The organism is Variovorax sp. YR266 (assembly GCF_900107295.1).
Taxonomy (GTDB): domain Bacteria; phylum Pseudomonadota; class Gammaproteobacteria; order Burkholderiales; family Burkholderiaceae_C; genus Variovorax.
This window is the reverse complement of record NZ_FNPM01000003.1, coordinates 543,809-570,423: the sequence shown is the minus strand read 5'-3', so window position 1 is coordinate 570,423 and position 26,615 is coordinate 543,809. Positions and strand designations below refer to the sequence as shown.

Here is a 26,615-nt window from a genome sequence, read left to right as displayed (position 1 = left end):
TCGATCAGGCCGCCATGGCCATCGGCGCCGTGGCCAGGCTGCCCATGCCTTCCAGCGCGGCCTCCACTGCCTCGTCGAGCGCGGTGTGCGGCTCACGTCCCAGGAAGGCAACCAGCTTCGCGTTGTCCATGCCCACGGGCGTTTGCCACAGGTAGCGCATCTCGCGCATTTCGCGGAAGGTGGTGACGAAGGGCGAGGCCAGCGTCAGCAGCCACCACGGAAAGGCCGACACACTCACCTTGGCACCTGTGCGGCGAGCAACTACCTTGCGGATGGCATCGCTCATGCGCGTGCCGTCGGCGTCCCAATGGCCGGCCATGTGGAAGCGGGCGAAGGCTTCGAGCCGGTCACGCCGCGCCAGCAGCTCGACCATGGTGCGGGCCACGTCCGGCAGGTACGACCACTGGTGGCCAATGCCGGCGCGGCCAGGGTAGCTCACGCCCTTGACGGGCTGGCCCGCCTTCACCAACCCCTGCGAGAACCAGTTGTTGCCGGCCTTCGGTCCGAAGAAATCGCCGGCGCGCACGATCAGCACGCGGGCACCCTGGCGGCTGGCGTCTTCGAGGCGCCGTTCCATCTCGACGCGGATCGCGCCCTTGCGCGTGGCCGGATGCTGCGGCGAGTCTTCGGCCAGCAGCGGGAAGGCATCGGAGCCGAAGTTGTAGACCGTGCCGGGCAGCACGATGGTCGCGCCTTCGGCCTTCGCGGCGGCGATGGTGTTGTCGAGCATCGGCAGCACCAGCTCCGACCAGCGGCGGTAGCCCGGCGGGTTGACCGCATGCACGATGACCGAGCAGCCCTTCGCGGCCTGGCGCACGGCCTGCGCATCCATCGCGTCGCCGGCCAGCCAGGTGATGCCGTCCCTGCGTCCTTCGGTCGCGCCGCGCTTGAGCGCGCGCACCTCCCAGCCCGCATCGCGCAGCTGGCTGGCTACCTCGCCGCCGATGCCGCCCGTTGCGCCAAGAACCAGAACCGTGTCGTTGCGTGCCATGAAATGCTCCAGAACAGTTGTCGATGGAGGAATTCTGGGTTCGGCAGGGTTCAATTGGAATTGCCGAACATGAGCCATCGGCCATACATTTGTGTATGACTTCGAATATCGGCTGGGAGCTGTACCGCTCCTTCCTCGGCGTGCTGCGCGAGGGCTCTCTCTCGGGCGCGGCGCGCGCGCTCGGCATCACGCAGCCCACGGCCGGGCGCCACGTGGCAGCGCTCGAAGAGGCGCTGGGCGTGGTGCTCTTCACGCGCTCGCAGACAGGGCTGCTTCCCACCGAGGTGGCGCTGTCGCTGCGCGCGCACGCCGAGGCCATGGAAAGCACCGCCGCCTCGCTGGAGCGGGCCGCCAGCAGCCAGGGCGAAGGCGTGCGCGGCGTGGTGCGGGTGTCGGCCAGCGAGGTGGTCAGCGTCGAAGTGCTGCCGCCCATCGTGGCGCGGCTGCGCGAGGCGCACCCGGCGCTGAAGGTCGAGCTGGTGTCGACCAATCGCGTGCAGGACCTGCTTCAGCGCGAAGCCGACATCGCCGTGCGCATGGTGCGGCCCAGGCAAGAGCAGCTGCTGGCGCGCCGCATCGGCAACATCGAGTTGGGCTTCCATGCGCACCGCGACTACCTCGCCCGCCACGGCACGCCGCGCAAGCTCGAGGAGCTGGCCGCACATTCGGTGATCGGCTACGACCAGCCCTCGGCCTTCGTGCGCAACGCGGGCAAGTCGCTCAAGGTCTTCTCGCGCGATGGCTTTTCGCTGCGCACCGACAGCGACCTCGCGCAGCTGGCGCTGATCCGCGCGGGCGCGGGCGTCGGCATCTGCCAGGTGGCGCTGGCCAGGCGCAACGCCGCGCTGGTGCGGCTGATGCCGCGCACCTTCTCGCTGAAGCTCGACACCTGGGTCACGATGCACGAAGACCTGCGCAACAGCCCGCGCTGCCGCGCCGCCTTCGACGCACTGGTCGAAGGCCTCTCGCTCTACATCGGCGGCCCTGCGGCAGAGGCGAAAATACCCCGCGCCAGACCAACGACACCCGAATGACCGACCCGACAGACTCCGACACCCTCCCCCTGCAGGAAGACCGCCTCTGGCGCGACGACCGCTGGACCGCCCGCATCATCAAGAACGAGGAAGACGACGGCTGGGCCGTCGAGATGACCCGCCACGGCGACCCCGAGCCGGCACTGGTCGGCCCCTGGACCATGGGCCGCGACAAGAAGAACCCGAAGCCGCTCGACGGCCCCGCCTTCTCCACGCTGGTGAAGACCGCCGCCGAAGTCATCCGCCGCCACGAGCAGCAGCTGCACGCCACGCTCAACAAGAGCGTGACCGTCACCGCGCGCAACGACCAGCGCATTCGCGTGGCCCTGAGCATCGTGCCCGACGAGGACAACCCCTCGGCCACGCTCACCGCCTATGACGACGCCGACGACTCCGAGCTCGCCAGCGTCAACGTGTCGCCCGCCTTCAGGCTCACCGCCTCCAGCGCCACCGCCTGGATCGAATCCGGCTACGCGCGCCCCCGCTGAACACAGCACCCACCGCAATCAGCGAAATGACGTATGTGCAGCCCGCGCTGAGTTGAGAACAATCGGCTTCGACGACACGAACCCGTTGCACCGCAGACAGACAGGCCCGAACCGGCTGAACCCCGGTTCGGGCCTTTTTTGTTTGTTTTCTTTCTCAACCATCCTTCAGGAGCAGCGTCATGAGACATGGTGATATTTCGAGCAGCAACGATTGCGTTGGCGTCGCGGTCGTCAACTACAAGATGCCCCGCCTCCACACCAAGGCCGAGGTGCTGGACAACGCCCGAAAGATCGGCGAAATGCTGGTCGGCATGAAGAAGGGCCTGCCGGGCATGGACCTGGTGGTCTTTCCGGAGTATTCGACGCACGGGATCATGTACGACGCCAAGGAGATGTACGACACCGCGGCCACCGTGCCGGGCGAGGAGACCGCGATCTTTGCCGACGCCTGCCGCCGCGCCAACGTGTGGGGCGTGTTCTCGCTGACCGGCGAGCGCCATGAGGAGCACCCGAACAAGGCGCCCTACAACACGCTGATCCTGATGAACAACCAGGGCGAGATCGTCCAGAAGTACCGCAAGATCATGCCGTGGGTGCCCATCGAGGGCTGGTATCCGGGCGACTGCACCTACGTGAGCGATGGCCCCAAGGGCATGAAGATCAGCCTGATCATCTGCGACGACGGCAACTACCCCGAGATCTGGCGCGACTGCGCGATGCGCGGCGCCGAGCTCATCGTGCGCTGCCAGGGCTACATGTACCCGGCCAAGGAACAGCAGATCATGGTGTCGAAGGCCATGGCCTTCATGAACAACACCTACGTGGCGGTGGCCAATGCGGCGGGCTTCGACGGCGTGTACTCGTACTTCGGCCACTCGGCGCTGATCGGCTTCGACGGCCGCACGCTGGGCGAATGCGGCGAGGAAGAGATGGGCATCAACTACGCCGAGCTTTCGATGGGCCTGATCCGCGACGCGCGCAAGAACGGCCAGTCGCAGAACCACCTGTTCAAGCTGGTGCACCGCGGCTACACCGGCACCATCAACTCCGGCGACGGCGACAAGGGCGTGGCAGCCTGCCCGTACAACTTCTACACGAAGTGGATCAACGACCCAGAGGGCACGCGCGAAATGGTGGAGTCGTTCACGCGCAGCACGGTGGGCACGCCGGAGTGCCCCATCGAGGGCATTCCGAACGAGCCGGCCCAGCACCGATGAACGCGGCGGTTCCCGATCCGCTGGCTGCCTACCGCATCGAGACCGAGCCCTTCTACCGGCCCGTGGGCAACGAGGTGGCGCTGTACCGGCAGGCGTACCGCCACCGCATGCCGCTGATCCTCAAAGGCCCGACCGGCTGCGGCAAGACCCGCTTCGTGGAGCACATGGCGTGGTCGCTGGGCCGGCCGCTGGTCACGCTGGCCTGCAACGAGGACATGACGGCCTCCGACCTCGTCGGGCGCTACCTGCTCGACGCCAACGGCACGGCCTGGCACGACGGGCCGCTGACACTCGCCGTGCGGCACGGCGGCATCTGCTATCTCGACGAGGTGGTGGAGGCGCGGCAGGACACGACCGTGGTGATCCACCCGCTGACGGACGCGCGGCGCATCCTGCCGCTCGACAAGAAGGGCGAACTGGTGCGCGCGCACCCCGACTTTCAACTCGTGGTGTCATACAACCCCGGCTACCAGAGCAGCACGAAGGACATGAAGCCTTCGACGCGCCAGCGCTTCGCGGCGCTGGAATTCGACTACCCCGACAGCGCGCTCGAAGCGGAGATCGTGTCGCACGAAGCCGCCATCGAACTCGACCTCGCGACGAAGCTGGTGGCCATCGCGCGCTGCTCGCGCGAGCTGAAGCACCGGGGGCTCGACGAAGGCGTGTCGACGCGCATGCTGATCTATGCGGGCGTGCTGATCCGCGACGGCGTGACGCCGCGCGAGAGCTGCGAGATGACGATGACGCGCGCGCTGACCGACGACCCCGACATGGCGAGCGCGCTACAGGGCTTTGTCGAAGCGCAGTTCGGATGAACGCTGCGTTGTCGCTGCTGGCCCGTGGCCTTGCCGGCATCGATGTCGAAGTTCAGGCGCTGGCCGGACCACGCGCCGTGCTCGTCGGCAAGCGCCTGTTGCTGCCTGAAGGCACTGGCGAAGAACGCTTGCGCCGCGCCATGGTCGCGCATGCGGTCGCGCACCTGCGCCACTCCACGCCCGCCCGCCCGGCGCGCACCCTCAAGCCCATGGGCATCGCGGTGATCTCGGCCATCGAGGACGCGCGCGTCGAACGCCTGCTGTGCCGCGACTTCCCCGGCCTGCACGGCTGGTTCGCCGAATCGCTGGCGCCCGTGCCCGACCCGCTGGACCTGGGCTTCGCCGCGCTCGTCGCGCGCATGGACCGCATGCTGATGCTGCCCGCATGGCAGGACGACAACCACTGGGTCAACAAGGCTCGCCGCCTTTTCGACGAAACCGTCGCACGCACTGGCCTTGAAGACTGCGACGCCTTCCGCGCCGTCGCCTCCATCCTTGCCAACGACCTCGGCCAGATGCGCGTGCGCTTCGAGCCCCGGGACTACGCGGTGCCCGCGCCCTACCGCGACGACAACAGCTATCTCTGGGATTTCGGCGACGCCGATACACCGCCGGACGAGGCCATCGCGCTCCAGCAATCGGGTGCGCTTGGCGAAGGCAGCGGCCACCCGTCAGCCGGCGGCATGGATGAGATGGAGTTGGGCCGCTACACCTACCCCGAATGGGACCGCAAGCTGGAGCGCCTGCGCCCCGACTGGTGCACGGTGATCGAGAAGCTGCCCGCATGGCAAGGCCTCACCACACTGCGCGAGCAAGCCACGGCCGACAGCAAACGCATCCCTCCGCTCGCCCTGCCCCGCTCCCGCCATCTCGACCGCACGCACCGGCTGCGCCGCCAATGGGAAGGCGACGACATCGACCTGAACGCTGCCATTGAAGTACTGATCGACCGCCGCCTGCGCCTGCAGCCCGACCCCCGCCTGTTCATGCGCTCCGGCAAGGGCCCGCGCCCTTCGAGCCTGCTCGTGCTGCTCGACCTGTCGGCATCGGCGAACGATGCGGGCCCGCACACCGTCTCGCTGCTCGACATCGAAAAGCGGGCCGCGCTGCTGCTTGCCGCATCGAACACGCAAGGCATCGACCGCCTCGCGATCCACGGCTTTTCGTCGAACACGCGCGCCGAGGTCTATTACTACCGCCTGCTCGACTTCGGCCAGCCGCTCGATGCCGCATCGCGCGCCACCATCGGCGCGGTGCGCGGGCGCTACTCCACGCGCATAGGCGCCGCGCTTCGCCATGCCACCTCGCACCTGCGCGGCGAGCCCGCGGGCCAGCGCGCGATCCTGCTCGTGACCGACGGCGCGCCTTCCGACATCGACGTGCACGACCCCAGGTACTTGGTCGAAGACGCCCGCCAGGCCGTGGCCGAGGCGCGCGAAGCCGGCGTGCACACCGCCTGCATCGCGGTGGACGGTACGGCCGATGCCTATGTGCGCCGCATCTTCGGCTGGCGCAACCACGGCATTGCCGACGATGTGCGCGCGCTCCCCCAGCGCCTGGCGCGCATGAGCGCCCGGCTCGGGATGCTCAGGCCTGGCTGAACGCCGTCAGCACCTTCAGCACGCTCAGCGTCGCGCCGTCGAGCATCGCGTGCTGGCGATGCGCAATGCCCACGCGGCGCGTGAGCTTCGGGCTCACCGGCAGGATCTGCATGCGGTCGTTGCGCACCGTGTCGGTGGACTGCTGCAGCGGCAGCAGCGCGGCGCCATAGCCCGCCGCCACCAGGCTGCGCATGGCAGCGTCATAGTTGAGCTCGATGCGTGCGCGCGGCGCGAAGCCGGCATCTGCGAACCACTCCATCGTGAGCCGGTACATGTGCGTGGTCGCCTCGTTGAAGATCAGCGGCTGCGTCGCCAGCCAGGCCGGCGTGACGCGCCTGGGCGCCTTCCAGCGCTGCGGCACGAAGGCCATCATGGGCTGCTCGCACCACGGCGTGACGACGATGCCGCGCAGCGGCGGCTGCGGAATGGCGACCAGGCCAATGTCGAGCGTGCCTGCCGCCAGCCGTTCCATGGCCTCGTAGGAGCCGCGGATGCTCACTTCGACGTCGATGCCCGAATGCTCCTCCCCCAGCGCTTCGAGCACCTGCGGCAGCAGGTCGACCAGCACGCCGGTCGAAGTGCCCAGGCGCACGCGGCCCACGCGCCCTTCGGCCTGGCGCTTGACTGCTTCGACGGCGTCGTCGGTGTCGCGCAGCAGCTTGCGTCCGCGCTCGACCAGCGCCGCTCCGGCGGCCGTGGGCGTGATGCGCCGGTTGCCGCGCACCACCAGCGGCGCGTCGAGGCGCGATTCGAGTTCGCTGATGTGCAGGCTCACCGTGGGCTGCGCCAGGTGCAGCGCCCTGGCCGCCGCCGAGAAGGTGCCGAGATCGACGATGGCGATGAGGGTGCGCAGTTGATCGAGGTTGAGCTGTCGCATCGGGTCGCCTCAGTATCAGTAAAGATGATGGGAAGTGTCAGGAATCTCAACTTCCACAATAGCATGCACCGCCGGAAGATGAGCGCTCCCAACCAAGGAGCCCATCGTGACCGCGCCCAAGCCATCGTCTTTTCATCAACGCCTGATCCATGCCCTGCGCGGCTGGCGCCGCCGGGTGGTGAACAGCCGCCGCACGCACGCCGACTCGCGGCAACTGGCCGGCATGAGCGACCATGATCTGCGCGACCTGGGTATCGGGCGCAGCGAAGTGCCCGAGCTGCTGGACCGCCATCGGCACTGATCAGGTTCTGCGCCCGTTTTGAGGTTCAATTCGGGCGTGCCCAAGCCCGCTCTCCTTTCCATCGAACTCACCTCGCCGCAGTCGGTCAACGGCCGGCGCGCGGCCTTCCAATCGCTCTGGCTGCTGGTGCGCATGCAGCATGCGCACGATGCCGGCGCCGGCATCGTGCGGCTGGCCGACCTGCGCGGCGAAGTGTCCGATGCCAGCACCTTGCGCATGGTCGTGAGCCGCGCGTTCCGCGACTTCAAGGCCTGGAACATCGAGGTCGGCTGGGGCGAAGACACCCAGCGCGAGCCCCGCTTCCTGAATGCCGAGCGGCGCAGCCAGGGCCCGTTCTGGCTTCCCGCCGCCGAGGCGAAGCGCGTGCGCGTGCTGGTGCAAGGCCGCGCGGCCACGGCTGCCGAAGTGGCGTCGTTCCTCGGCCTGCGTTCGCGCAAAGCCCAAGCCGCCGGCTCGCCGCCGCCCGACGCGGTGCATCTGCAGGACGCAGCCTTCTGGAAGCAGCTTGTCGCCTCGCAGCAGGCGGCGCGGCAGGGCCGGCTGATGGCGCCGGTGGCGGGCGGGAACGGCAGTGGCAACGGGAGCGCGCTCGAATCGATCCGCCTCGCCGGCACGCTGGCAGCCACCGACTTCCAGCGCGCGCTGGTCACGCTCAACGAGGCCATGCTGTGGCGCCGGCTCGGCGACAACGAGCAGGCGCGTCGGCGGCTGCAGGCGTTGAAGAAGCAGCGGCTCGCGCACCACGTGGCGGGCAACGACTACCTCGGCGCGATGGAATGCATCGTCTCCGCATGGTGTGCCTACACCGCGCGCGACCTGCCGCTGGCGCAGTCGCTGTTGAGCGGCATGGCCGAAGATGCGGCGCGCGGGCTGGTGCTGCGGCACCACCCCGACGTGCGCTTCGAGTGGTGCAACCTGTGGGCGCTGGTATGCCGCTCGCGCGCGCTGGCGCTGTCGGCCGAAGACAAGCCTGCCTCGGCCGCGCTGGCCGAAGAATCGCTGCGCCGCTTCGGCGAGGCGCTGGCAGCCGCCTTCGAATCGCACTCCTTCGACGCGGCGCAGCACGTGGCCGCCAACATGGGCATGGCCGCATGGCTGTTCGATCGCGTGGGCTTGTCCGACCTGCCCGCGCTCGCACACGACGGCAAGGCCGACACCACGCGGCGCGCGGTGCAATGGATCGCCTTCAGCGAATGGCTCTGCGGCCACACCGACGGCCAGGGCCGCTCGGCGTGGAATGCGATCTACCTGATGCGCATCGCGCGCGGGCACTGCCGGCCAGAGAAGCAGCCCACGCTCGCGCAGTTCCGTGCGCAGAAGCCACTGGACCCGGCCGCCATCTCGAAGCTGGCCGGTCCGCTCGCCGATGCCTTCGATGCGACGAACTGGCCCGCGCGCTGGGTCGACGTGGCGCAGGCGCGGCTTGCCGACCACCAGGCGGGGCGCCGCCGCTACCCGGGGCTGCAGCATTGCAGCCTGCTGTTCGAGCACGCCTGGTATGCGGCGCACGCGGGCGACCTGAAGGCGGCGGAACAGTCGCTGGGCCTGCTGCGCGAAGCGCTGCCCCAGCTGGTGCCGAGCGACCGCGCCTACTTCACCGAGTCGTGGAACGACGCGCTGCCGGCCGAGCTGGTGCTGGAGGCGAAGCCGCCACGCCGGCCTGCGGCGCGGCGCGCGAAGTCAATGCCCTAGTTGCAGGCGGCGATGGCGTGGGCGAAAACAGCGCTTCCCGCACCCGCTCGCGCAGCACCGGCAGCACATCGCTCTCGAACCACGGGTGGTGCTTGAACCAGCCCGTGTTGCGCGGCGATGGATGCGGCAGCGGAACAAAGCGCGGCGCATAGTCGGCGAAGGCCTCCACGGTTTCGGTGACGCTGCCGCGCGCCGTCTTGCCGAGGAAGTGGCGCTGCGCGTACTGCCCGATGAGCAGCGTCAGTTCGATGCGCGACATCTGCGCGAGCAGCCGCTCGTGCCACAGCTCGGCGCATTCCTTGCGCGGCGGCAGGTCACCGCTGGCACCGCGCCCCGGGTAGCAATAGCCCATCGGCATGATCGCAATGCGCGTCGCGTCGTAGAACACGTCGCGGTCGATGCCGAGCCATCGGCGCAGCTGCTCGCCGCTCTTGTCGTCCCACGGCACGCCCGTGCGGTGCACGGTCATGCTGGGCGCCTGGCCGACGATCAGCAGCCGGGCGCTCGCGCTGGCCTGCACCACCGGCCGCGGGCCCAGCGGCAGATGCGCCTCGCATGCGCGGCAGGCGCGGATCTCGGCGAGCAGCGCATCCACGGTGCCTCAGCCGGCGAACGGGCGGAAGAAGGCGTTGAGCTCGGCGCCCGGTGCGGCATCTGCAAAGCCGTCGAAGCGCCCCTGGTCGGCCAGCGTGCGCGCAGCGCGGATGAAGCCGCCCCAGGCCGCGCGCGCCATGCCGCCGCCCACGCTCACGCGGCGCACGCCAAGCCCGGCGATGTCCTGCATCGTGAGCTCGCTGGCCGCGCCCACCAGCAGGTTGACCGGCTTGCCTCCTGCAGCAGCGACCACGGCGGCGATCTGCTCGCGGGTCTTGATGCCGGGCGCGTAGAGGCAATCGGCACCCGCGTTCGAATAGGCCTTGAGCCGCGCGATGGCGTCGGCCAGGTCGGGACGCCCGGCGAAGAAGTTCTCGGCGCGGCCGACCAGCAGCACGTCGGCGCCCGATGCATCGATGGCCTTGCGCGCGGCGCGCATGCGCTCGACCGCCACGTCGATGGAAAAGAGCGGGTCGGCGGCGTTGCCCGTCGAGTCTTCGATGGACAGACCCGCCACACCGGTCTCGATCGCGAGGCGCACGCTCTCGGCCACGCCCTGTGCATCGGCGGCAAAGCCGTTCTCGAAGTCGGCATTTACGGGCAGGTCGGTGGCTTCCACCAGCTCACGCAAGTGCGCCAGGATGAGTTCGCGCGACATCGCCCCGTCGGCCTGACCCTGCGACCACGCAAAGCCCGAGCTGGTGGTGGCCAGCGCCTTGAAGCCCAGGCCTTCGAGGAAGCGCGCGCTGCCCGTGTCCCAGGGGTTCGGAATGACGAAGCAGCCTTGTTCGTGAAGGGCGCGGAAGTCGGCGCGTTTCTCGGCGACGGTACGGGTCATTGCAGTGCCTCGGTTTGCTTTGCGGGAGTTGGAACGAAAGAAGGGCCGGTCAGGATAAGCCTGTCCGCGCGACAGCCTCGCCCGGCGGGTTTTGCAGCAGGTAGTCGATGAAGGCGCGCACCGCCGGCAGCATGCCGCGCCGGGAAGCGAACGCGGCCTGGATCTCGCTGGTCGCGCAGGCCCATTCGCCGCACACGCGCACCAGGCGGCCTTCGGCGAGCGCATCGCGGCACATGATTTCGGGCAGCAGCGCCAGGCCCATGCCCTGCTCGGCGAGGTGCCTGAGCGCGAACATGTCGTCGGTGACGAAGTGCGGCGTGAAGCCGAATTCCTGCACCTGCGCGCCGCGCTCCAGCGCCCAGCGGTAGCGGTCGTTCTCGGCGGGCAGCGACAGCACGGGCCATGCGGCCAGGTCGGCGAGCCCCTGCGGCGCGCCAAGCTGCGCCAGCAGCGCGGGGCTGGCCAGCAGCACGTCGACGGTGGAGCCCAGCGGCCGGGCGATGAGGCTGGAGTCCTCGAAGGGCGGGCGCCGCACGCGCAGCACCACGTCGATGTTCTCCTGCATCGGATCGACGCGCCGGTTGCTCACTTCCAGCTGCAGCCGCACGCCGGGGCAGGCACGCATGAAGGCCGGAATCAGCGGCGTGAGCCAGAACTGCGCGAGGGTGAACGGGCAGCTCACGCGCAGCAGGCCCTGCGGCTGCGAGGTGGCCTGGCGCAGCACGTCGAAGGCTTCGTCGCCCGCCGCCACCGTGGCCTGGCAGCGCTCGTAGAACTCCCGGCCCACGCCGGTGAGCAGCAGGCGGCGCGAACTGCGCTGCAGCAGTCGCACGCCCAGGCGCTCCTCGAGCTGCGAGATGCGGCGGCTCAGGCGCGACTTGGGAATGCCCAGGTGCCGGCTCGCTGCGCTGAAGCCCTGCTGCGTCACCACGTGGGCGAAGAGCGCCAGGTCGTTGAGGTCTTCCATGTCTCTCGTTCTGTTTTTCGTTCCACCGGCAGAACGATCCGTTCATGCCGGGCGAATTGTTCTGCGTTCGTTCCACCAGCATCATCGATCGCTCCCTCTCGGTCAACCACCCGTTCCAGCACACGCCATGAAACTCGCCAGCTTCCACCACCGCGACGCCCTTCGCTTCGGCGTGGTCCGAAATGAGGAAATCGCCGACCTGACGGACCAGCCCGGCGCGCCGCCCGGGCTGCGCGAGCTCCTTGCGCGCGGCGACGAAGGCATGGCGTGGCTGCACGCTGCGCTCGCGGAAGCACCCCGCGTGGCACTGGCCGGCGTGCGGCTGGCGGCGCCCATTCCCGCGCCGCAGAAGTTCCTGGGGCTCGGCGGCAACTACGCCTCGCATCTGGAGGAGGCCGCGAAGCTGGGGCTCGTTCGGCCACCGGGCCAGGTGTGGTTCAACAAGCAGGTGTCGTGCGTGGCGGGCCCCTTCGATGCGGTGCACAAGCCCCGCGTGTCCGACCAGTTCGACTACGAGGGCGAACTCGGCGTGGTCATCGGCAGGCGCTGCCGCCACGTGCGCGCGGAAGACGCGATGGCCATGGTCGCGGGCTACGTGGTGGTCAACGACATGAGCGTGCGCGACTGGCAGATGCGCGCGCCCACGCACACGCTGGGCAAGTCCTTCGACACGCACGGCCCCTTCGGGCCCTGGCTGGTGACGCGCGACGAGATTGCCGACCCGCACGCGCTGCGGCTGCGCACCTGGGTCAACGGCGAGCTGCGGCAGGACGGCAACACCGCGCAGATGATCCACCGCATCGAGGCCATGCTGGTCGAACTGAGCACCGCCTTCACGCTGGAGCCGGGCGACGTGCTGAGCACCGGCAGCCCCGCTGGAGTCGGCGGGCTGATGGACCCGCCGCGCTATCTGGTGCCGGGCGACGTGGTGCGCGTGGAGATCGAAGGCATCGGCCACATCGAGAACCGCGTGATTGCCGAACCCGCCGGCTGAGCGTTGCGCCCCCAAAGAAAGAAGGAGACACCCATGAACGACACTGCGACCCCGGTACGCCCGCTACCCGACTTCACGCGCACCTCGCTCAGCCCCGTCAAGCTGGCGCACGTAGTGCTGCGCGTGAGCGACCTGGCGCGTTCGCGTGCTTGGTACCTCGACGTGCTGCAGGCCCATGCCGCGTTCGAGAACGAGATGCTGTGCTTCCTGACCTACGACGACGAGCACCACCGCATCGGCCTGATCGCAGGACCGGAGCTGAAACACGAAGCCGACGCAAGCACGGGCCTGGAGCACATCGCCTTCACCTACGGCTCGCTCGGCGAATTGCTGGCCAACCATCGCCGCCTGGCCGCGCGCGGCATCCGGCCCTACTGGTGCATCAACCACGGGCCGACCATCTCGATGTACTACCGCGACCCCGACGGCCACCGGCTCGAGTTGCAGCACGACGTGTTCGAAACAGCCGAGGAAGTCAGCGCCTTCTTCGCCAGTGGCGCTTATGCCGAGAACTTCATGGGCGTGGTGTTCGACCCCGAAGCGCTGGCTGCGCGCTTCGAGGCCGGCGAGCCACTGGCTTCGCTCACCGAACGGCCCCGGCTGCCGGAGAGCAAGGGGCCGTGGGACATGTTCGTGCCCTGAGCTTCGGCGCGGTCAGCACTCGACCACGTTCACCGCGAGGCCGCCGAGCGAGGTTTCCTTGTACGTCGACTTCATGTCCTCGCCGGTCTGCTTCATGGTGCGGATCACCGCGTCGAGCGACACGTAGTGGCTGCCGTTGCCGCGCAGAGCCATGCGCGCCGCGTTGATGGCCTTCACGGCGCCCATCGCGTTGCGCTCCACGCAGGGGATCTGCACCATGCCGCCGACCGGGTCGCAGGTAAGGCCGAGGTTGTGCTCCATGCCGATCTCGGCGGCGTTCTCGACCTGCGCCGGCGTGGCGCCGAGCACCGCGGCCAGCGCGCCGGCCGCCATCGAGCAGGCCACGCCCACCTCGCCCTGGCAGCCGACTTCGGCGCCCGAGATGGAAGCGTTGGTCTTGTAGAGCATGCCGATGGCCGCCGCAGTGAGCAGGAAGTCGACGATGCCTTCGTCGCTCGCCTGCGGCACGAAGCGCTGGTAGTAGTGCATCACCGCGGGCACCACGCCTGCAGCGCCGTTGGTGGGTGCGGTGACCACGCGGCCGCCGGCTGCGTTCTCCTCGTTCACCGCCATCGCGAAGGCATTGACCCAGTCCATCACCGCGAGCGGGTCGGCCGCACCGGCTTGCGCCAGCAACTCGCGGTTCAGCTCAGGGGCGCGGCGGCGCATGCGCAGCGGGCCGGGCAACGCAAGCGCGGCCAACGGGTTGTCAATGCCGAAGCCGCGCTGCACGCACTGCTGCATCACGCCCCAGATGCGCAGCAGGCCGCTGCGCACTTCAGCCTCGGGCCGCCACACGCATTCGTTGCGCATGACCAGCGCGGCCACCGACAGGCCGTTGTCATGGCATTGCGCCATGAGTTCGTCGCCGGTGGTGAAGGGATGTGGCACGGCGGAAGCAGCCGCCACGGTTGCGGCCACGGCCTGCCCGCCTTCGACGACGAAGCCGCCGCCGACCGAGAAGTACGTGCCCTCGGCCAGCGTGCCGCCATCGGCCGCGAAGGCCGTGAAGCGCATGGCGTTGGGGTGTTCGGGCAGCGACTCTTCACCGCGAAAGGCGATGTCGCGCACGCGCTCGAAGGCAATGGGCGTGGTGCCCAGCAGGCTCAGCTGGCCGGTGCGGCGAAGCGCTTCCAGCCGCGGCTGCACGGTCTCGGGCTGCACCGTGTCGGGCGCGTCGCCGAAGAGCCCGAGGATCACGCCCTGGTCAGTCGCGTGGCCGTGCCCGGTGGCGCCGAGCGAACCGAACAGGTCAACATGCAGCCGCGCCACCTGCGCGAGCACGCCGCGCCGCTCGAGCGATTGCGCGAACAGCAGCGCCGCGCGCATCGGCCCGACGGTGTGCGAACTGGACGGGCCGATGCCGATCTTGAAGATGTCGAAGGCGGAGAGCATCAGCGCATCATGCGACGGGAAGCTGCTGTTTGACCAGCGCCACCCAGTAGGCGGCGCCCAGCGGCAGGATGGCGTCGTTGAAGTCGTAGTACGGGTTGTGCACGTTCGGATCGTTCGGGCCCTCGCCCGCGCCAATGCCGATGTAGGCACCCGGGCGCTTCTGCAGCATGAAGGCGAAGTCTTCCGAGCCCATGGCCGGCGGGATGTCGGTGTGCACCTGCTCGCGCTCGACCAGGCTGGCGGCGGCGGCGATGGCGGCGTCGGTCTCGGCGGGCGTGTTGACCACGCCGGGGTAGCCGCGGCGGTAGTCGAGCGCCACCCGGGCGCCGTGCGTGACTGCAACGCCGTCGCAGATCTGCTGCATCGCGGCCTGGGTCTGGTCTTGAATGACGGGGTCGAGCGTGCGCACGGTGCCGCGCAGCACCACGGTCTCGGGAATCACGTTCCAGGTATCGCCGCCGTGGATCTGCGTGACGCTCACCACCGCCGAATCGGTCGCGCCGGTGCGGCGGCTCACGATGGTTTGCAGCGCGTTCACCAGCTGGGCCGAGACGACCACCGAATCGATGCCGGTCTCGGGCATGGCGCCGTGGCTGCCCTTGCCGGTGATGACGATCTCGAAGGTGTCGAGAAAGGCCGTCATCGTGCCCTTGCGGATCGCGAACTGGCCGCGCGGCAGGGCCGGGAAGTTGTGCATGCCGTACACGGCATCGGCCGGGAACTGCTCGAACAGGCCCTCTTCCACCATCACGCGCCCGCCGCCCTCGTTCTCTTCGGCGGGCTGGAACACGAAGTGCACCGTGCCCTTGAAGGGCTTGTGGCGCGACAGGTGCTCGGCCGCGCCGAGCAGCATGGCGGTGTGGCCGTCGTGGCCGCAGGCGTGCATCTTGCCGGCGCACTTGGAGGCATGCGCCTGCGTGCCCAGCTCCTGCATGTTGAGCGCATCGAGGTCGGCGCGCAGCGCGATGCCCGGGCCCTCGCCATTCTTCAGCGTACCGACCACGCCAGTGCCGGCCAGGCCGCGATGCACCGTCAGGCCCATCAGCATCAGCGCATTGGCGACAACGTTGGCGGTGCGGTGTTCCTCGAAGGCGGTCTCGGGGTTGGCGTGGATGTCGCGGCGCCAGCTCAGCATGCGGGCGCGGGTGTCTTCGTCGATGTCGGGGTCGCGGTACATGGCAGTTCTCTCGTGGGTTGTCAGTGGAAGAATTCGGCGATCAGCGTGGCGCCGAGAAAGGTACCGGCCGTGGCGGTGAGCGACACCACCACGATGCGCCAGCCCAGCTGGCGGAACACGGGCAGATCTTTCGCGACGGAGAAGCCGGCCAGCGCGAGCACCGGCGTCGTGAAGGCAAGGAAGTTGAGCTTGGCGGTGAGCGCGATCAGCGCGTCGGAGAACGGGAACAGGCCCGGAATGCCGACCACGGTAGCCACCACCGACAGCACCAGCACCATCGGCAGGCGCGGCACGAGGCGCTTGATGCCCTCGACCACCAGCGCGATCGCCACCACCACAGCCATGCCTTCGAGCGAGACCAGCATCGGCACCTTGTAGGTCAGCGAATTGCCGATGAGCACGCCGCCACCCACCACCGCCCAGGCGATGAGCGTGTCGCGCAATGGCAAGGCACCGCCATGCGCCACGCTGACCTGCGACACGGCGCCCGTGCCTGCCGAGTCCTGCGCGCCGCGCTTCGAGAAGCGACCCAGCACCGGCTCCAGCTTGCCGTAGAGCCATGAGCACAACGGCAGCGACAGGAACAGCGTGAAGTAGAAGCCGGCCACGGTGGTCAGCAGGTTCGACGCGGCAGCGATGGCGGTGAGCTGCGGCAGCATCTCGGCCGGCTGCTGCGCGGCGATGGCGCCCAGCGCCGCGGCCATCAGGCTGCCCGAGCCCACGCCGGCGCCCATGGCCAGCGAGCGCGGATCGAAGATGTGCAGGCTGGCGATGAAGCCCGCCAGCACCGCGATGAAAAGCGCGCCCAGCACCGTGCCGGTGATGTACTCGGCCAGCACGCCGCGGCCTTCGGGCGAGGCCATGCCGTATTTCTCTCCGATGATCACGAGGTTGCCCTCGCGGCCCACCGAGAAGGTGGCGCCCACCGCCTCGCGCTTGATGCCCAGCAGCAGCGCCAGCGGCAGGCCCAGCGCCAGAGTACCCAGCGCATGGCCGAACTCCTGGAACAGCAGCGCCCAGCCGGCCTGCTTGACCTGCGGCAACGCGGCACCGACCGTGAGGCCCAGCTTCACCACGAACAGCAGCAGGCCCGCATTCAGCAAGCCGCCGGCAAACGACTGCTCGGCAGTCGCCACGCGCGCCACGCCCGGCACACGGCTGTGCGCGATGCCCCATGCGGCTGCGATCAGCAGCGCCCACAGCATCGGCAGCAGCGCCACCTTGCCCGGGCCGACGCTGAACTGCACCGGGCCGATGAGCTCGGCCACGGCCACGATGGCCAGGGTTACGAGCGCGAGCTTGAGTTTTCCGGAGGCGCTGGAGGGCGCGGCAGCGGCAAGGACGGAGGCGGCAGAGGTCATGGGTGGGGCGTCTTTTCGTGGCGCAGTACCTGCGGGGTGCCGGCGAGTTTCGGCTTGCAGGTCTATTGCATCAATGACCGTAAATCGGGATATTCGATGCATTGAATGCAACACTCACCACGAACTTCAGGAGACCGGGCCATGGACGACAAGCTCGACACGCGCCGCGTGCGCTACTTCATGCAGGTGCTCGACAGCGGTTCGGTGCGCGGCGCCGCCGACGTGCTCGACATGGACCCTTCGGCCGTGAGCCGCGCCATCGGCATCCTCGAGCAGGAGTGCGGCGTGCCGCTGCTGGAGCGCCACGGCCGTGGCGTGGTGCCCACCGACGCGGGCGAGATGCTGGCTGGCTACGTGCGGCGCCAGAACAGTCAGAAGCAGCACCTGATGGCGCAAATGGACAGCATCCGCAAGATCGAGCGCGGCCACATCGACGTCGTGGCCGGTGAGGGGTACGTCGACTGGCTCATGCGCCACAGCCTGCGAGACTTCATGACCACGCACCCGAAGATCACCATCGACCTCGACGTGGCGAGCACCGACGAGATCGTGCAGCGCGTGGTCGAGGAACGCGCCCACATCGGCATGCTGTTCCAGCCGCCGAAGGACGACAGGCTCACCTCCCACCAGTCGCACTCGCAGCCGATCCAGGCGCTGGTGCTGGCCACGCACCCGCTCGCGCAGCTGGGCCGTCCGCTGAAGCTGGCCGACCTGCTGCCCTACCCGGGCGCCACGCTGCACCGCAACTTCGGCGTGCGGCAGCACATCGAGGCAGCGGAAGTCAGCGAGGGCGTGCGGCTGCCGTCGCTGCTGACCACCACCTCGTTCAGCGCGCTCGGCCACTTCGTGTCGGCCGGGCTGGGCTATGCGCTGGGCACGCGCATCTCGCTCACGCCGAACGCCACCAACCCCGAACTGGTCGAGCTGCCGATGAAGAACCCGCTGCTGTCGCAGGGCCGCTCGCACATCGTGTCGCGGCACGGGCGCATGCTGTCGCCGGCCGCGGCGGAATTGCTGCGGTGCGTGGTGGCCGACATGCGGCGATATGCCGATCTGGCCGCCGGCAAGGACAAGCCGGAGAAAGCGGAGAAGCGCGCGGCCTCGCGTGCACGAAGCACCGCGGCATGAGGCACGACATTGCGCGCCTCGCCCTTTCGGTGTTCTGATCGGGCCCCATGTCGTACGCCATTCCGCTTTTCATTCACCTGCTCTGCGCCGCCTTCTGGGTCGGCGGCATGGCGACCATGCACTTCGCGGTGCGCCCTTCCGCCGTCGCCACGCTGGAGCCGCCGCTGCGCCTGCGCATGATGGCCGCGACGCTGCGGCGCTTCTTCGTGGGGGTGGACGCGTCGGTCACGCTGCTGTTCGTGACCGGCGTGGCGATGATCCTCTCGACGGGCGGCTTCCGCGGCCTGCACTGGCGCATCGAGGCGATGATGAGCATCGCGATCGTGATGGCCGCCATCTACGTCTACATCCGCGCCTCGGTGTTCAAGGCAATGCGGCGCGCGGTGGAAGAAAGCGCCTGGCCAGTGGCGGCCGCGCGGCTCAACACCGTGCGCAAGCTGGTGATGGTGAACCTGGTGTTGGGCGTGATCGTGTTCGGCGTGGCGACCATCGGGCGGGCTGGCTGAGGCTGCGGCGCTCAGACCAGGTTGAGCTCGACGTCGATGTTGCCGCGCGTGAGCTTGGAGTACGGGCAGGTCTGGTGCGCGGCGTCGACCACAGCGCGGGCGGTTTCGCGCTCGAGGCCCGGCAGGCTCACGTTCAGGCGCGCGCGCAGGAAGTACTGGCCGTCTTCGTTGGCCAGGTCGACCTCGGCATCGACGGCCAGGTCGGCGGGCAGCTTGATCTTCATCGCGCCGGCCGCCTTGCCCATCGCACCGATGAAGCAGGCCGACCAGCCCGCGGCGAACAGTTGCTCGGGGTTGGTGCCCGCGCCAGAGGTGCCGGGCGACGAAAGCCGGATGTCGAGGCGCCCGTCGTCGCTGCGCGATGCGCCGTCGCGCCCGCCGGTGGTGTGGGTCTTGCCGGTGTAGAGGATCTTTGCGGTGGTGGAGCTCATGGGGATTCCTTTCAGGCTCGCCGGAATGGCGATGCATGGATTGAATCGGCGGGCTGTATCCGCGATGTGTCGAGCGGGGCGCACTTTTGCATGCCCATGTGTGCCGCGGGCGGCCAGACACACTGGCGTACAAAGCGGCCACTCGGTCGAGCCGCAGGTCAGCGAGGAGCGCCCTTGAGCTCGACGGTGTTGCCGTCGGGGTCGGCGATGTAGATCGAGGGGCCATTGCCCTCGGCGCCGAAGTTGTTCTGCACCTCGCCATTCACCGCTACGCCGTGGGCAACCATCAGCGCGCGAATGGCGGCTTCGTCGAAAGGCTCGATGCGCAGGCAGATGTGATCGACGTTGCGGCCTTCCACGCCGGCAAGCGCCCCGCCCTGCCTGCCCAGCGGGCCATCGGGCGTGACGAGATCGATCAGGCTCGCGCCGGCGCGCAGGTGCACGAGCCCCAGGTCGTCGCGGCGCTTCTCGATGGCGCAGCCCAGCACGTCGCGGTAGAACGTGATGGCGCGTTCGATGTCCTTCACGCGCAGCACGATGTGGTCGATGCGCAGCACCGAGAACGGTGGCGTGCGCATCGGGCTCGTCATGGCTGCCTGGTGGTCAGACCACGCCGGCCGATCGCAGGGCGTCGAAGCGGGCGGCGTCGATGCCCATTTCCGCCAGCACTTCCTGCGTGTGCTGGCCCAGCGCCGGTGGTGCGTGGCGCAGCACGGGCGGCGTGGCCGTCAGCCGCAGCGGGCTCGCCACGCCCGTGATGCCGGCGATGCCGTCGCCCGCATCGCGCGGCAGCGTGACCGCAAGGCCGCGCGCCTTGACTTGCGCGTCATCGAAGGCCTGGGCAATGTCGTTGATCGGGCCGCAGGGCACGGCCTTGTCTTCGAGCAGCGTGACCCACGCGGCCGTGGTGCGGGTGCGCGTGAGTTCTTCCATCATCGGGATCAGCACCAGACGGTGCTTCACGCGCAGTGTGTTGGTGGCAAAGCGCGCGTCGGTCGCCCATTCCGGATGGCCCGCTGCTTCGCAGAAGCGCGCGAACTGCCCGTTGTTGCCGATGGCCAGCAGCATCGAGCCGTCCTGCGTCGGAAAGTCCTGATACGGCGCGAGGCTCGGGTGCGTGTTGCCCTGGCGTTCGGGCGCCTTGCCGGTGTTGAGGAACGCGCTCGCCTGGTTGGCGAGGATGGCCATGCCCACGTCGAGCAGCGCCATGTCGATGTGCTGGCCTTCGCCGGTGCGGTCGCGCACCTGCAGCGCCGCGAGGATGGCGGTACTCGCGTAGACGCCGGTGAACAGGTCCGTGAGCGCCACGCCCACGCGCAACGGGCCGCCACCGGGTACGTCATCGGGGCGGCCGGTGATGCTCATCATGCCGGTCATGGCCTGGATCATCAGGTCGTAGCCCGCGCGCTCGGCATAAGGGCCGTCGTGGCCGAAGCCGGTCACGCTGCAGTAGATGAGGCGCGGGTTGGCCGCGCGCAGGCTCTCGTGGTCGAGGCCGTATTGCTTGAGGCCACCGGTCTTGAAGTTCTCCACCACGATGTCGGCCTGCGCCGCCATCTGCCTGAGCAGCGCCTGCCCGTCGGGCGTGGCCATGTCGACCGTGACCGAACGCTTGTTGCGGTTGCAGGACGTGAAGTAGCTCGCCTGGTCGGTGTCGTTGCCGTCCGCGTCCTTGATGAAGGGCGGACCCCAGGTGCGCGTGTCGTCGCCGACGCCGGGGCGCTCGATCTTGACGACGTCGGCGCCCAGGTCCGCCAGGATCTGCGTGCACCACGGGCCCGCGAGCACGCGGGACAGATCGAGGACCCTGATGCCGTCGAGTGCTGCGGGCTTGGTCATGCGGCTCAGTTGGCGAAAGCTGCGATGCCAGTGATGGCGCGGCCCAGGATGAGCGCGTGGATGTCGTGCGTGCCTTCGTAGGTATTGACCACTTCCAGGTTCACCAGGTGGCGGGCCACGCCGAACTCGTCGCTGATGCCGTTGCCGCCCATCATGTCGCGCGCCATGCGGGCGATGTCGAGCGACTTGCCGCAGTTGTTGCGCTTCATGATCGAGGTGATTTCCACCGCGGCGATGCCTTCGTCCTTCATGCGGCCCAGGCGCAGGCTGCCTTGCAGGCCCAGCGTGATTTCGGTCTGCATGTCGGCCAGCTTCTTCTGGATGAGCTGGTTGGCGGCGAGCGGGCGGCCGAACTGCTTGCGGTCCAGCGTGTACTGGCGGGCGCGATGCCAGCAGTCTTCGGCGGCGCCGATCGCGCCCCACGAGATGCCGTAGCGGGCGCTGTTCAGGCAGGTGAACGGGCCCTTGAGGCCCTGCACTTCGGGGAAGGCGTTTTCTTCGGGGCAGAACACGCCGTCCATCACGATCTCGCCGGTGATGCTGGCGCGCAGGCCGACCTTGCCGTGGATCGCCGGAGCCGACAGGCCCTTCATGCCCTTTTCGAGCACGAAGCCGCGGATGGGGCCGACCGTGCCGCTTTCGCTGACTTCCTTGGCCCACACCACGAACACGTCGGCGATGGGCGAGTTGCTGATCCACATCTTCGAGCCGCTGAGCGAGTAGCCGCCCGGCACCTTCTTGGCACGCGTGGCCATGCTGCCGGGGTCGGAGCCATGGTCGGGCTCGGTCAGGCCGAAGCAGCCGATCCATTCGCCGGTGGCGAGCTTGGGCAGGAACTTCTGCTTTTGCGCTTCGGTGCCGAATTCGAAGATCGGCACCATCACCAGCGAACTCTGCACGCTGGCCATCGAGCGGTAGCCCGAGTCGACGCGCTCGACTTCACGGGCGATCAGGCCGTAAGCCACGTAGTTGAGGCCGGGGCCACCGTACTGCTCGGGGATCGTCGGGCCCAGCAGGCCGAGCGCGCCCATTTCGCGAAAGATGGCGGGGTCGGTTTCGCCGGTGCGGAAGCCTTCGATGACGCGGGGCGCAAGGCGCTCCTGGCAGTAGGCATTGGCCGCGTCGCGGATCATGCGTTCTTCGTCGGTCAGTTGCTGGTCGAGAAGAAGGGGGTCGTCCCAGTGGAATTGCGCTTTGGCGGCCATGTGGCTGTCTCCGGAAATTAGGGGAAAGGTGAAAAGAGGGGGAATGGGGCCGATGCTAGCCATGCGGGTGGCATGACGCAAACGATGATTCCGCACCCAGATATGCGTTCGTAGAATGTCTTGCAAGATGTTCGATCGGCCTCTTCATTGGTGAGGCCAGGGTTTCATACATACACCCGAGGCATACATGCGCCGCAAGATCCCACCCCTGCAAACCCTCGTGTGCTTCGACGCCGCCGCGCGCCACGAGAGCTACACCCGCGCTGCGCAGGAACTGGCGCTCACCCAAAGCGCCGTGTCGCGCCAGATCGGCACGCTCGAAGCCTTCCTCGGCGTGGCGCTGTTCCGCCGCACGCGGCACGGGGTAGCGCTCACGGCCAGCGGCGCGGCCTACGCACGGCAGATCACCAAGCGGCTCGAAGCGATGGAGCGCGACACGCTCGACGCAATGGCCCACCAGGGCGAAGGCGGCTCGCTCTCGCTGGCGGCCGTGCCCACCTTCGCCACCCGCTGGCTGATGCCGCGCCTGAAGGGCTTCGCGGCGCTGCAGCCCGACGTGGTTGTGCACATCGAGACGCGCACCCGCCCCTTTCTGTTTGCCGACGCCGAGTTCGACGCCGCGCTGTACGCCGGCACGCCCGCGCAGGTAGAGAACTGGGCCGGTACGCGCGCGCTGCTGCTGATGCACGAAGACGTGGTGCCGGTGTGCAGCCCGTCGCTGCTCCCACGCGGCAAGGCCGTGACGCCGGCCGCCATCGCGAAGATGCCGCTGCTGCAGCAAAGCACGCGGCCCGACGGCTGGCGCCAGTGGTTCGACGCGCAGCAGATCGACGCGCCCAACGCGCGCGGTGGTCCGCGCTACGAGCTGTTCTCGATATTGGCCGCGGCCGCGTCGCACGGGCTCGGCGTGGCGCTGATGCCGACGATGCTGGTGGCCGACGAACTGGCGCGCGGCGAGCTGGTGGTGGCGTGCGCACGGCCCTTGTCGGGCGAGCGCAACTACTACCTCGTGACGCCGGAGCGGGCCGATCAGCGGCCGCTGCTGAAGTTCTTCAGCGACTGGCTGCTGGAGCAGGCCCGGCAGGAGCCCGAACGCGGGGCAGCTTGAAAGGGCCGGTGACTTTCTCGCCATGTGGGGCGCCAAAGCCCATGCCCGAAACCCGCGTCCGGAAACGGCGAGCCTTGCGGGCCCGCGGGCGGGACACTGGGCGCATGACAAGAAAGCCTTCCCGCATCGATTCGCTCGACTGGCCCCGCATCGAAGCGGACCTCGCCGCCCGCGGCTGCGCCGTCACCGGCCAGCTGTTCACTCCCGAGGAATGCGCCGCGCTCACAGCCATGTACGACGAAGGCCACCGCTTTCGCAGCCGCGTGGTGATGCAGCGCCACGGCTTCGGACAAGGCGAGTACCAATACTTTGCAAACCCGCTGCCGCCCAGGCTCGCGGCATACCGCAGCGCGCTGTACGAACGCCTCGCGCCGCTGGCCAACGCGTGGGCCGCGGCGATGGGCCAGCCGGCCGACTACCCGCCGGACCACGCCGCGTATCTCGCGCGCTGCCACGCGGCGGGCCAGTTGCGCCCCACCCCGCTGCTGCTGCGCTACGACGAGGGCGACTACAACTGCCTGCACCAGGATCTGTACGGCGACCTGCAGTTTCCGCTGCAGCTCACGGTGCTGCTGAGCAAGCCGGGCGAAGACTTCACCGGCGGCGAGTTCGTGCTGACCGAGCAGCGCCCGCGCATGCAATCGCGCGCCGAGGTGGCGCCGCTCGCGCAGGGCGAGGCGGTGATCTTCGCGGTCAACCAGCGGCCGGTGGCCGGCACGCGCGGCAGCTACCGCGTGACGATGCGCCACGGCGTGAGCCGCGTGCGTTCGGGCCGGCGGCATACGCTGGGCATCATCTTTCACGACGCGCGCTGAAGGGCTGCTCCCACGCGCTTCCACGACTCCGGTCTAGACAGGCCTGAGCCACCGCGGCGCTGTTCAGTACCGCACAGACAGCCGAAGTCGAGCGAAAATCGCGCCCGCCTCCGGCGCCACCAGGATCCCCGACACCAACGATCGAGGCCGTGGCTCACCGAAGGTCGGCCCGCGGCTTCGCTGCAGCGGGTGCGTTCGAGTGGTCGTCAGGGAGCTGTATGAACAACAAGAACTCTTCCGGGAATCCGGAAGTGGCTGGAAAGCCGTCGGTCGAAAAATCTGTCACACAACCGGCACCGGCCGGGCGCTCGCGCCGCTTCCGGGTAGACGTAGGCACCATCGTCAGCGTCGTGGCGCTGGCCCAGTCGCTGCTGCTGGTGTCGCTCGGCTACTGGGGCTCGCAGCGGCTGGTGTCGCGCATCGGCGTGTCCGCGCACAAGGCCAACCATGACCGCACCGAAGACAAGGTGCTGGCCTTTCTGCAGAAAGCCGAGTCGGTCATCAATGCGGTGGGCACCGCCCCCAGCCTGCAGCCCGCGGGCGAGCACTCCGAAAGAACGGCGGAGCTGCTCTGGACGCTGCTGCAGCAGTCGCCCGAGCTCGACAGCATCTACGTCAGCAACGAGAAGGGCCAGATGCTGATGGCGCTGCGCTACCCGGTGCCGGCCATGCGCTACATCGAGCGCGGCGCAGGCTCCACCACCGAGACCTGGCAGTACAAGCTGCCGCTGGATGCCGAGGCCGACGTGCAGCAGCGCTATGCCACGCAGCGCCTCGAGTCGTTCCGCAGCAACTACAACCCGACGCAGCGCAGCTGGTACGTGCAGGCATGCAAGGCACAGGGGCCCATCTGGACGCAGCCGTACGTGTTCGCAGCCGCGCAAGAGCTTGGCGTGACCTACGCACTGCCCAGCAAGCGCCGCTACGCCGACAGCAGTGCGCAGGCGCTGGTGGTGGCAGGCGACGTGTCGCTCGGACGGCTGTCGGAATTCGTGCGCCAGTTCAGCAGCGACGGCTACGGCGACAGCGCGCTGCTGAGCGCCGACTTCAGCGTGCTCGCGCGCAGCGACATGCCGGGCGTGCTGCACGAGCTGCAGCCGCCCAGCGGCGTGCTCGGTGCATTGCATGCGCACATGGTGGCCGACGGCACGGCGGGCGGCGGCACCGACACGGAGTTTTCCTTCACGCACGAAGGCCGCCGCTATCTGGTGCAGGCCTCGCGCATTCCCAGCACCGGCTGGCAACTGGTGAGCTGGGTGCCCGAAGACATGCTGCTGGGCGACCTGCACCGCGCGGTGCTGTGGGGCCTGGCGCTGGCACTGGTCTTCCTGGCGATGGCGTTGTTCATGTCGCTGAAGCTGTCGAAGCTGGTGACAGCGCCGGTCGAGAACCTCTCGCACATCGCGCGCCGCATCGGCCTGCTGGAGCTGGACAACCTGCCGCGCGAACCGAGCCGGGTGCTCGAGATCCAGCACCTGGACCAGGCCCTGGACGACTCGGCCCGCAGCCTGAAGGCCTTCAGCAAGTTCGTGCCGGTGGACGTGATCAACCAGCTGATCGACGCGGGCCACACGCTCGCACCCAGCGGCTCACCGCGGCGCGTGACGGTGATGTTCACCGACGTGGAGGGCTTCACCTCGATCTCGGAGTCGCTCGACACCGACGTGCTGGTGGTCATGCTGACCGAGTACTTCAACCTGGCGACGGGCGTGTTCGCGCGGCACGGCGGCGTGGTCGACAAGTTCATCGGCGACGGCATCATGGTGCTGTGGGGCGCGCCCTCCGACCTGAAGGACGCGGAATACAAGGCCTGCCTGGCCGCGCTGGAGCTGCACGTGGAGATGGACGATCTCAACCGCAAGTGGGCGGCACAGGGCCTGCCCGAGTTCCGCACGCGCGTGGGCATCCACACAGGCACGGTGATCGCGGGGGTGCTGGGCTCGAACGACCGGCTGTCGTACACGGCGTTCGGCGACGTGATCAACGTGGCGAGCCGCATCGAGGGCTTCAACAAGCAGCTCGGCACGCAGACGCTGATGTCGGAAACCACCTTCGCCGGGCTCGGCGGCCGGCTTCACACGCGGCGCATCGAGGAGCAGGCGGAACTGCGCGGCCGGCAGACGCGCATGGTGCTCTACGAGCTGATGACTTCCTAGCGCGGAGCCTGGGCGACGCGCACCAGCACCAGGTCGGCGCTGGTGGCGCCGCCTTGCGTGAGCACGGAATACTGCGTGTCGTTGATGAACAGAAGCTGGTCGCCGCGCGAGATGCGCGCCGACACGGCGTAGCGCATGCGCGGGTCGATGCGCGCGGCATCCACCTTCAGCTCGTAGGCAAAGGGCACCTGCTTGCCGTTGGCCTTGATGCGCTGCTCGGCAAGCACGGTCGAGGGCGCGTCCATGCGCGACACGTCGAGCAACTGCACCACGACTTCGGCCGCGGGGTCCAGCGCGATGCGTTCGCGATAGGTGACGGTGCCGCTCACGCGAAGCTGCGCGGCACCGCCTGCAGCTGGCGAAGAAGGCACTGCGCAAGCGCTCAGCAACGAGGCGCCTGCGATGATGGAGAACGTGAGGAGGCTGGTGCGTCTTTTCATGCG

26 protein-coding genes and 1 pseudogene are annotated in these 26,615 nt (G+C 68.7%); 14 read left to right on the top strand and 13 right to left on the bottom strand.

Annotated elements, in window-relative coordinates:
• Positions 1 to 4 precede the first annotated feature (4 nt).
• On the bottom strand, positions 5 to 991 hold the full coding sequence (locus BLW48_RS11830; protein WP_093174838.1) for an NAD-dependent epimerase/dehydratase family protein: 987 nt from the start codon (positions 989 to 991) through the stop codon (positions 5 to 7).
• 95 nt (positions 992 to 1,086) lie between these two features.
• Between BLW48_RS11830 and BLW48_RS11825 the strand changes: the two genes are divergently transcribed.
• The 5 genes from BLW48_RS11825 (at position 1,087) to BLW48_RS11805 (ending at position 6,146) form a co-directional block, all read left to right on the top strand.
• Positions 1,087 to 2,025 carry a LysR family transcriptional regulator gene (locus tag BLW48_RS11825; protein WP_093174835.1) on the top strand — a complete coding sequence of 313 codons (939 nt, stop codon included), beginning with the start codon at positions 1,087 to 1,089 and terminating at the stop codon, positions 2,023 to 2,025.
• The gene (locus BLW48_RS11820) at positions 2,022 to 2,513 is read left to right on the top strand and encodes a hypothetical protein (RefSeq protein ID WP_093174833.1); all 492 of its coding nucleotides are present in this window, start codon (positions 2,022 to 2,024) and stop codon (positions 2,511 to 2,513) included. The genes BLW48_RS11825 and BLW48_RS11820 overlap by 4 nt, the downstream gene beginning before the upstream one ends.
• Before the next feature lie 179 nt (positions 2,514 to 2,692).
• On the top strand, positions 2,693 to 3,730 hold the full coding sequence (locus BLW48_RS11815) for an aliphatic amidase (protein ID WP_093174830.1): 1,038 nt from the start codon (positions 2,693 to 2,695) through the stop codon (positions 3,728 to 3,730).
• The gene (locus BLW48_RS11810) at positions 3,727 to 4,545 is read left to right on the top strand and encodes a CbbQ/NirQ/NorQ/GpvN family protein (RefSeq protein WP_093174828.1); all 819 of its coding nucleotides are present in this window, start codon (positions 3,727 to 3,729) and stop codon (positions 4,543 to 4,545) included. Before BLW48_RS11815 ends, BLW48_RS11810 begins: the two co-directional genes overlap by 4 nt.
• On the top strand, positions 4,542 to 6,146 hold the full coding sequence (locus tag BLW48_RS11805) for a nitric oxide reductase activation protein NorD (RefSeq protein ID WP_093174825.1): 1,605 nt from the start codon (positions 4,542 to 4,544) through the stop codon (positions 6,144 to 6,146). The genes BLW48_RS11810 and BLW48_RS11805 overlap by 4 nt, the downstream gene beginning before the upstream one ends.
• Here the strand turns inward: BLW48_RS11805 and BLW48_RS11800 are convergent.
• Positions 6,133 to 7,023 (bottom strand): LysR family transcriptional regulator, encoded by an 891-nt coding sequence (locus tag BLW48_RS11800; protein WP_093076592.1) that lies wholly within the window; start codon positions 7,021 to 7,023, stop codon positions 6,133 to 6,135. The genes BLW48_RS11805 and BLW48_RS11800 overlap by 14 nt on opposite strands.
• 106 nt (positions 7,024 to 7,129) lie before the next feature.
• On the opposite strand from BLW48_RS11800, the gene BLW48_RS11795 reads away from it, so the two are divergent.
• Both BLW48_RS11795 and BLW48_RS11790 read left to right on the top strand, forming a co-directional pair.
• Complete coding sequence (locus tag BLW48_RS11795; RefSeq protein ID WP_093174824.1) at positions 7,130 to 7,324, top strand: YjiS-like domain-containing protein; 195 nt, start codon at positions 7,130 to 7,132, stop codon at positions 7,322 to 7,324.
• A 36-nt stretch (positions 7,325 to 7,360) separates the two neighbouring features.
• On the top strand, positions 7,361 to 9,016 hold the full coding sequence (locus BLW48_RS11790) for a hypothetical protein (RefSeq protein WP_093174949.1): 1,656 nt from the start codon (positions 7,361 to 7,363) through the stop codon (positions 9,014 to 9,016).
• Between the two features lie 28 nt (positions 9,017 to 9,044).
• On the opposite strand, the pseudogene BLW48_RS11785 reads toward BLW48_RS11790, so the two are convergent.
• The 3 genes and pseudogenes from BLW48_RS11785 to BLW48_RS11775 all read right to left on the bottom strand — a co-directional run.
• Positions 9,045 to 9,611 (bottom strand): annotated as a pseudogene (locus BLW48_RS11785) (uracil-DNA glycosylase family protein); the annotation flags it as partial.
• 6 nt (positions 9,612 to 9,617) lie between these two features.
• Positions 9,618 to 10,448, bottom strand: coding sequence for an isocitrate lyase/PEP mutase family protein (locus BLW48_RS11780; RefSeq protein WP_093057024.1), 831 nt, complete (start codon positions 10,446 to 10,448; stop codon positions 9,618 to 9,620).
• A 49-nt stretch (positions 10,449 to 10,497) separates the two neighbouring features.
• Entirely contained in the window at positions 10,498 to 11,415 is a 918-nt protein-coding gene (locus tag BLW48_RS11775; RefSeq protein ID WP_093174821.1) for a LysR substrate-binding domain-containing protein, read from the bottom strand.
• A 127-nt stretch (positions 11,416 to 11,542) separates the two neighbouring features.
• On the opposite strand from BLW48_RS11775, the gene BLW48_RS11770 reads away from it, so the two are divergent.
• Together BLW48_RS11770 and BLW48_RS11765 are read left to right on the top strand one after the other, a co-directional pair.
• Positions 11,543 to 12,409 carry a fumarylacetoacetate hydrolase family protein gene (locus tag BLW48_RS11770; RefSeq protein ID WP_093174819.1) on the top strand — a complete coding sequence of 289 codons (867 nt, stop codon included), beginning with the start codon at positions 11,543 to 11,545 and terminating at the stop codon, positions 12,407 to 12,409.
• Positions 12,410 to 12,442: 33 nt separating this feature from the next.
• Positions 12,443 to 13,051: a VOC family protein gene (locus BLW48_RS11765; RefSeq protein WP_093174816.1), complete on the top strand. Its 609-nt coding sequence runs from the start codon at positions 12,443 to 12,445 to the stop codon at positions 13,049 to 13,051.
• A gap of 12 nt (positions 13,052 to 13,063) precedes the next feature.
• Here the strand turns inward: BLW48_RS11765 and BLW48_RS11760 are convergent, their stop codons facing one another.
• From BLW48_RS11760 to BLW48_RS11750, 3 genes are read right to left on the bottom strand one after another with little or no spacing between them, the layout of a single operon-like run.
• Positions 13,064 to 14,449 carry an L-serine ammonia-lyase gene (locus BLW48_RS11760; protein WP_177142324.1) on the bottom strand — a complete coding sequence of 462 codons (1,386 nt, stop codon included), beginning with the start codon at positions 14,447 to 14,449 and terminating at the stop codon, positions 13,064 to 13,066.
• Between the two features lie 4 nt (positions 14,450 to 14,453).
• Positions 14,454 to 15,623 (bottom strand): M20 aminoacylase family protein, encoded by a 1,170-nt coding sequence (locus BLW48_RS11755; protein WP_093174811.1) that lies wholly within the window; start codon positions 15,621 to 15,623, stop codon positions 14,454 to 14,456.
• A 20-nt stretch (positions 15,624 to 15,643) separates the two neighbouring features.
• Complete coding sequence (locus BLW48_RS11750; RefSeq protein WP_093174809.1) at positions 15,644 to 16,984, bottom strand: DUF3100 domain-containing protein; 1,341 nt, start codon at positions 16,982 to 16,984, stop codon at positions 15,644 to 15,646.
• A gap of 141 nt (positions 16,985 to 17,125) precedes the next feature.
• Between BLW48_RS11750 and BLW48_RS11745 the strand changes: the two genes are divergently transcribed.
• Together BLW48_RS11745 and BLW48_RS11740 are read left to right on the top strand one after the other, a co-directional pair.
• Positions 17,126 to 18,112 (top strand): LysR family transcriptional regulator, encoded by a 987-nt coding sequence (locus BLW48_RS11745; RefSeq protein WP_256330757.1) that lies wholly within the window; start codon positions 17,126 to 17,128, stop codon positions 18,110 to 18,112.
• Positions 18,113 to 18,159: 47 nt separating this feature from the next.
• Positions 18,160 to 18,618 carry a CopD family protein gene (locus BLW48_RS11740; protein ID WP_093076580.1) on the top strand — a complete coding sequence of 153 codons (459 nt, stop codon included), beginning with the start codon at positions 18,160 to 18,162 and terminating at the stop codon, positions 18,616 to 18,618.
• Between the two features lie 11 nt (positions 18,619 to 18,629).
• Here the strand turns inward: BLW48_RS11740 and BLW48_RS11735 are convergent, their stop codons facing one another.
• From BLW48_RS11735 to BLW48_RS11720, 4 genes are all read right to left on the bottom strand, one after another.
• On the bottom strand, positions 18,630 to 19,049 hold the full coding sequence (locus BLW48_RS11735; RefSeq protein WP_093057033.1) for an organic hydroperoxide resistance protein: 420 nt from the start codon (positions 19,047 to 19,049) through the stop codon (positions 18,630 to 18,632).
• A 158-nt stretch (positions 19,050 to 19,207) separates the two neighbouring features.
• Complete coding sequence (locus BLW48_RS11730) at positions 19,208 to 19,639, bottom strand: VOC family protein (RefSeq protein WP_093174806.1); 432 nt, start codon at positions 19,637 to 19,639, stop codon at positions 19,208 to 19,210.
• A 13-nt stretch (positions 19,640 to 19,652) separates the two neighbouring features.
• The gene (locus BLW48_RS11725; protein WP_093174804.1) at positions 19,653 to 20,888 is read right to left on the bottom strand and encodes a CaiB/BaiF CoA transferase family protein; all 1,236 of its coding nucleotides are present in this window, start codon (positions 20,886 to 20,888) and stop codon (positions 19,653 to 19,655) included.
• A 5-nt stretch (positions 20,889 to 20,893) separates the two neighbouring features.
• On the bottom strand, positions 20,894 to 22,093 hold the full coding sequence (locus tag BLW48_RS11720) for an acyl-CoA dehydrogenase (RefSeq protein ID WP_093057036.1): 1,200 nt from the start codon (positions 22,091 to 22,093) through the stop codon (positions 20,894 to 20,896).
• Positions 22,094 to 22,280: 187 nt separating this feature from the next.
• Here BLW48_RS11720 and BLW48_RS11715 point away from each other — a divergent pair, with 187 nt between their 5' ends.
• The 3 genes from BLW48_RS11715 (at position 22,281) to BLW48_RS11705 (ending at position 26,172) form a co-directional block, all read left to right on the top strand.
• Positions 22,281 to 23,201: a LysR substrate-binding domain-containing protein gene (locus BLW48_RS11715; RefSeq protein ID WP_093174801.1), complete on the top strand. Its 921-nt coding sequence runs from the start codon at positions 22,281 to 22,283 to the stop codon at positions 23,199 to 23,201.
• 104 nt (positions 23,202 to 23,305) lie between these two features.
• Positions 23,306 to 24,016, top strand: coding sequence for a 2OG-Fe(II) oxygenase (locus BLW48_RS11710; protein ID WP_093174798.1), 711 nt, complete (start codon positions 23,306 to 23,308; stop codon positions 24,014 to 24,016).
• A gap of 218 nt (positions 24,017 to 24,234) precedes the next feature.
• A complete protein-coding gene (locus BLW48_RS11705) occupies positions 24,235 to 26,172 on the top strand; it encodes an adenylate/guanylate cyclase domain-containing protein (RefSeq protein ID WP_093174796.1) in 1,938 nt (645 codons plus the stop codon).
• Here BLW48_RS11705 and BLW48_RS11700 read toward each other — a convergent pair.
• Positions 26,169 to 26,612: a YbaY family lipoprotein gene (locus BLW48_RS11700; RefSeq protein WP_093174793.1), complete on the bottom strand. Its 444-nt coding sequence runs from the start codon at positions 26,610 to 26,612 to the stop codon at positions 26,169 to 26,171. The two genes, BLW48_RS11705 and BLW48_RS11700, sit on opposite strands and share 4 nt — an antisense overlap.
• Between the last annotated feature and the right edge of the window lie 3 nt (positions 26,613 to 26,615).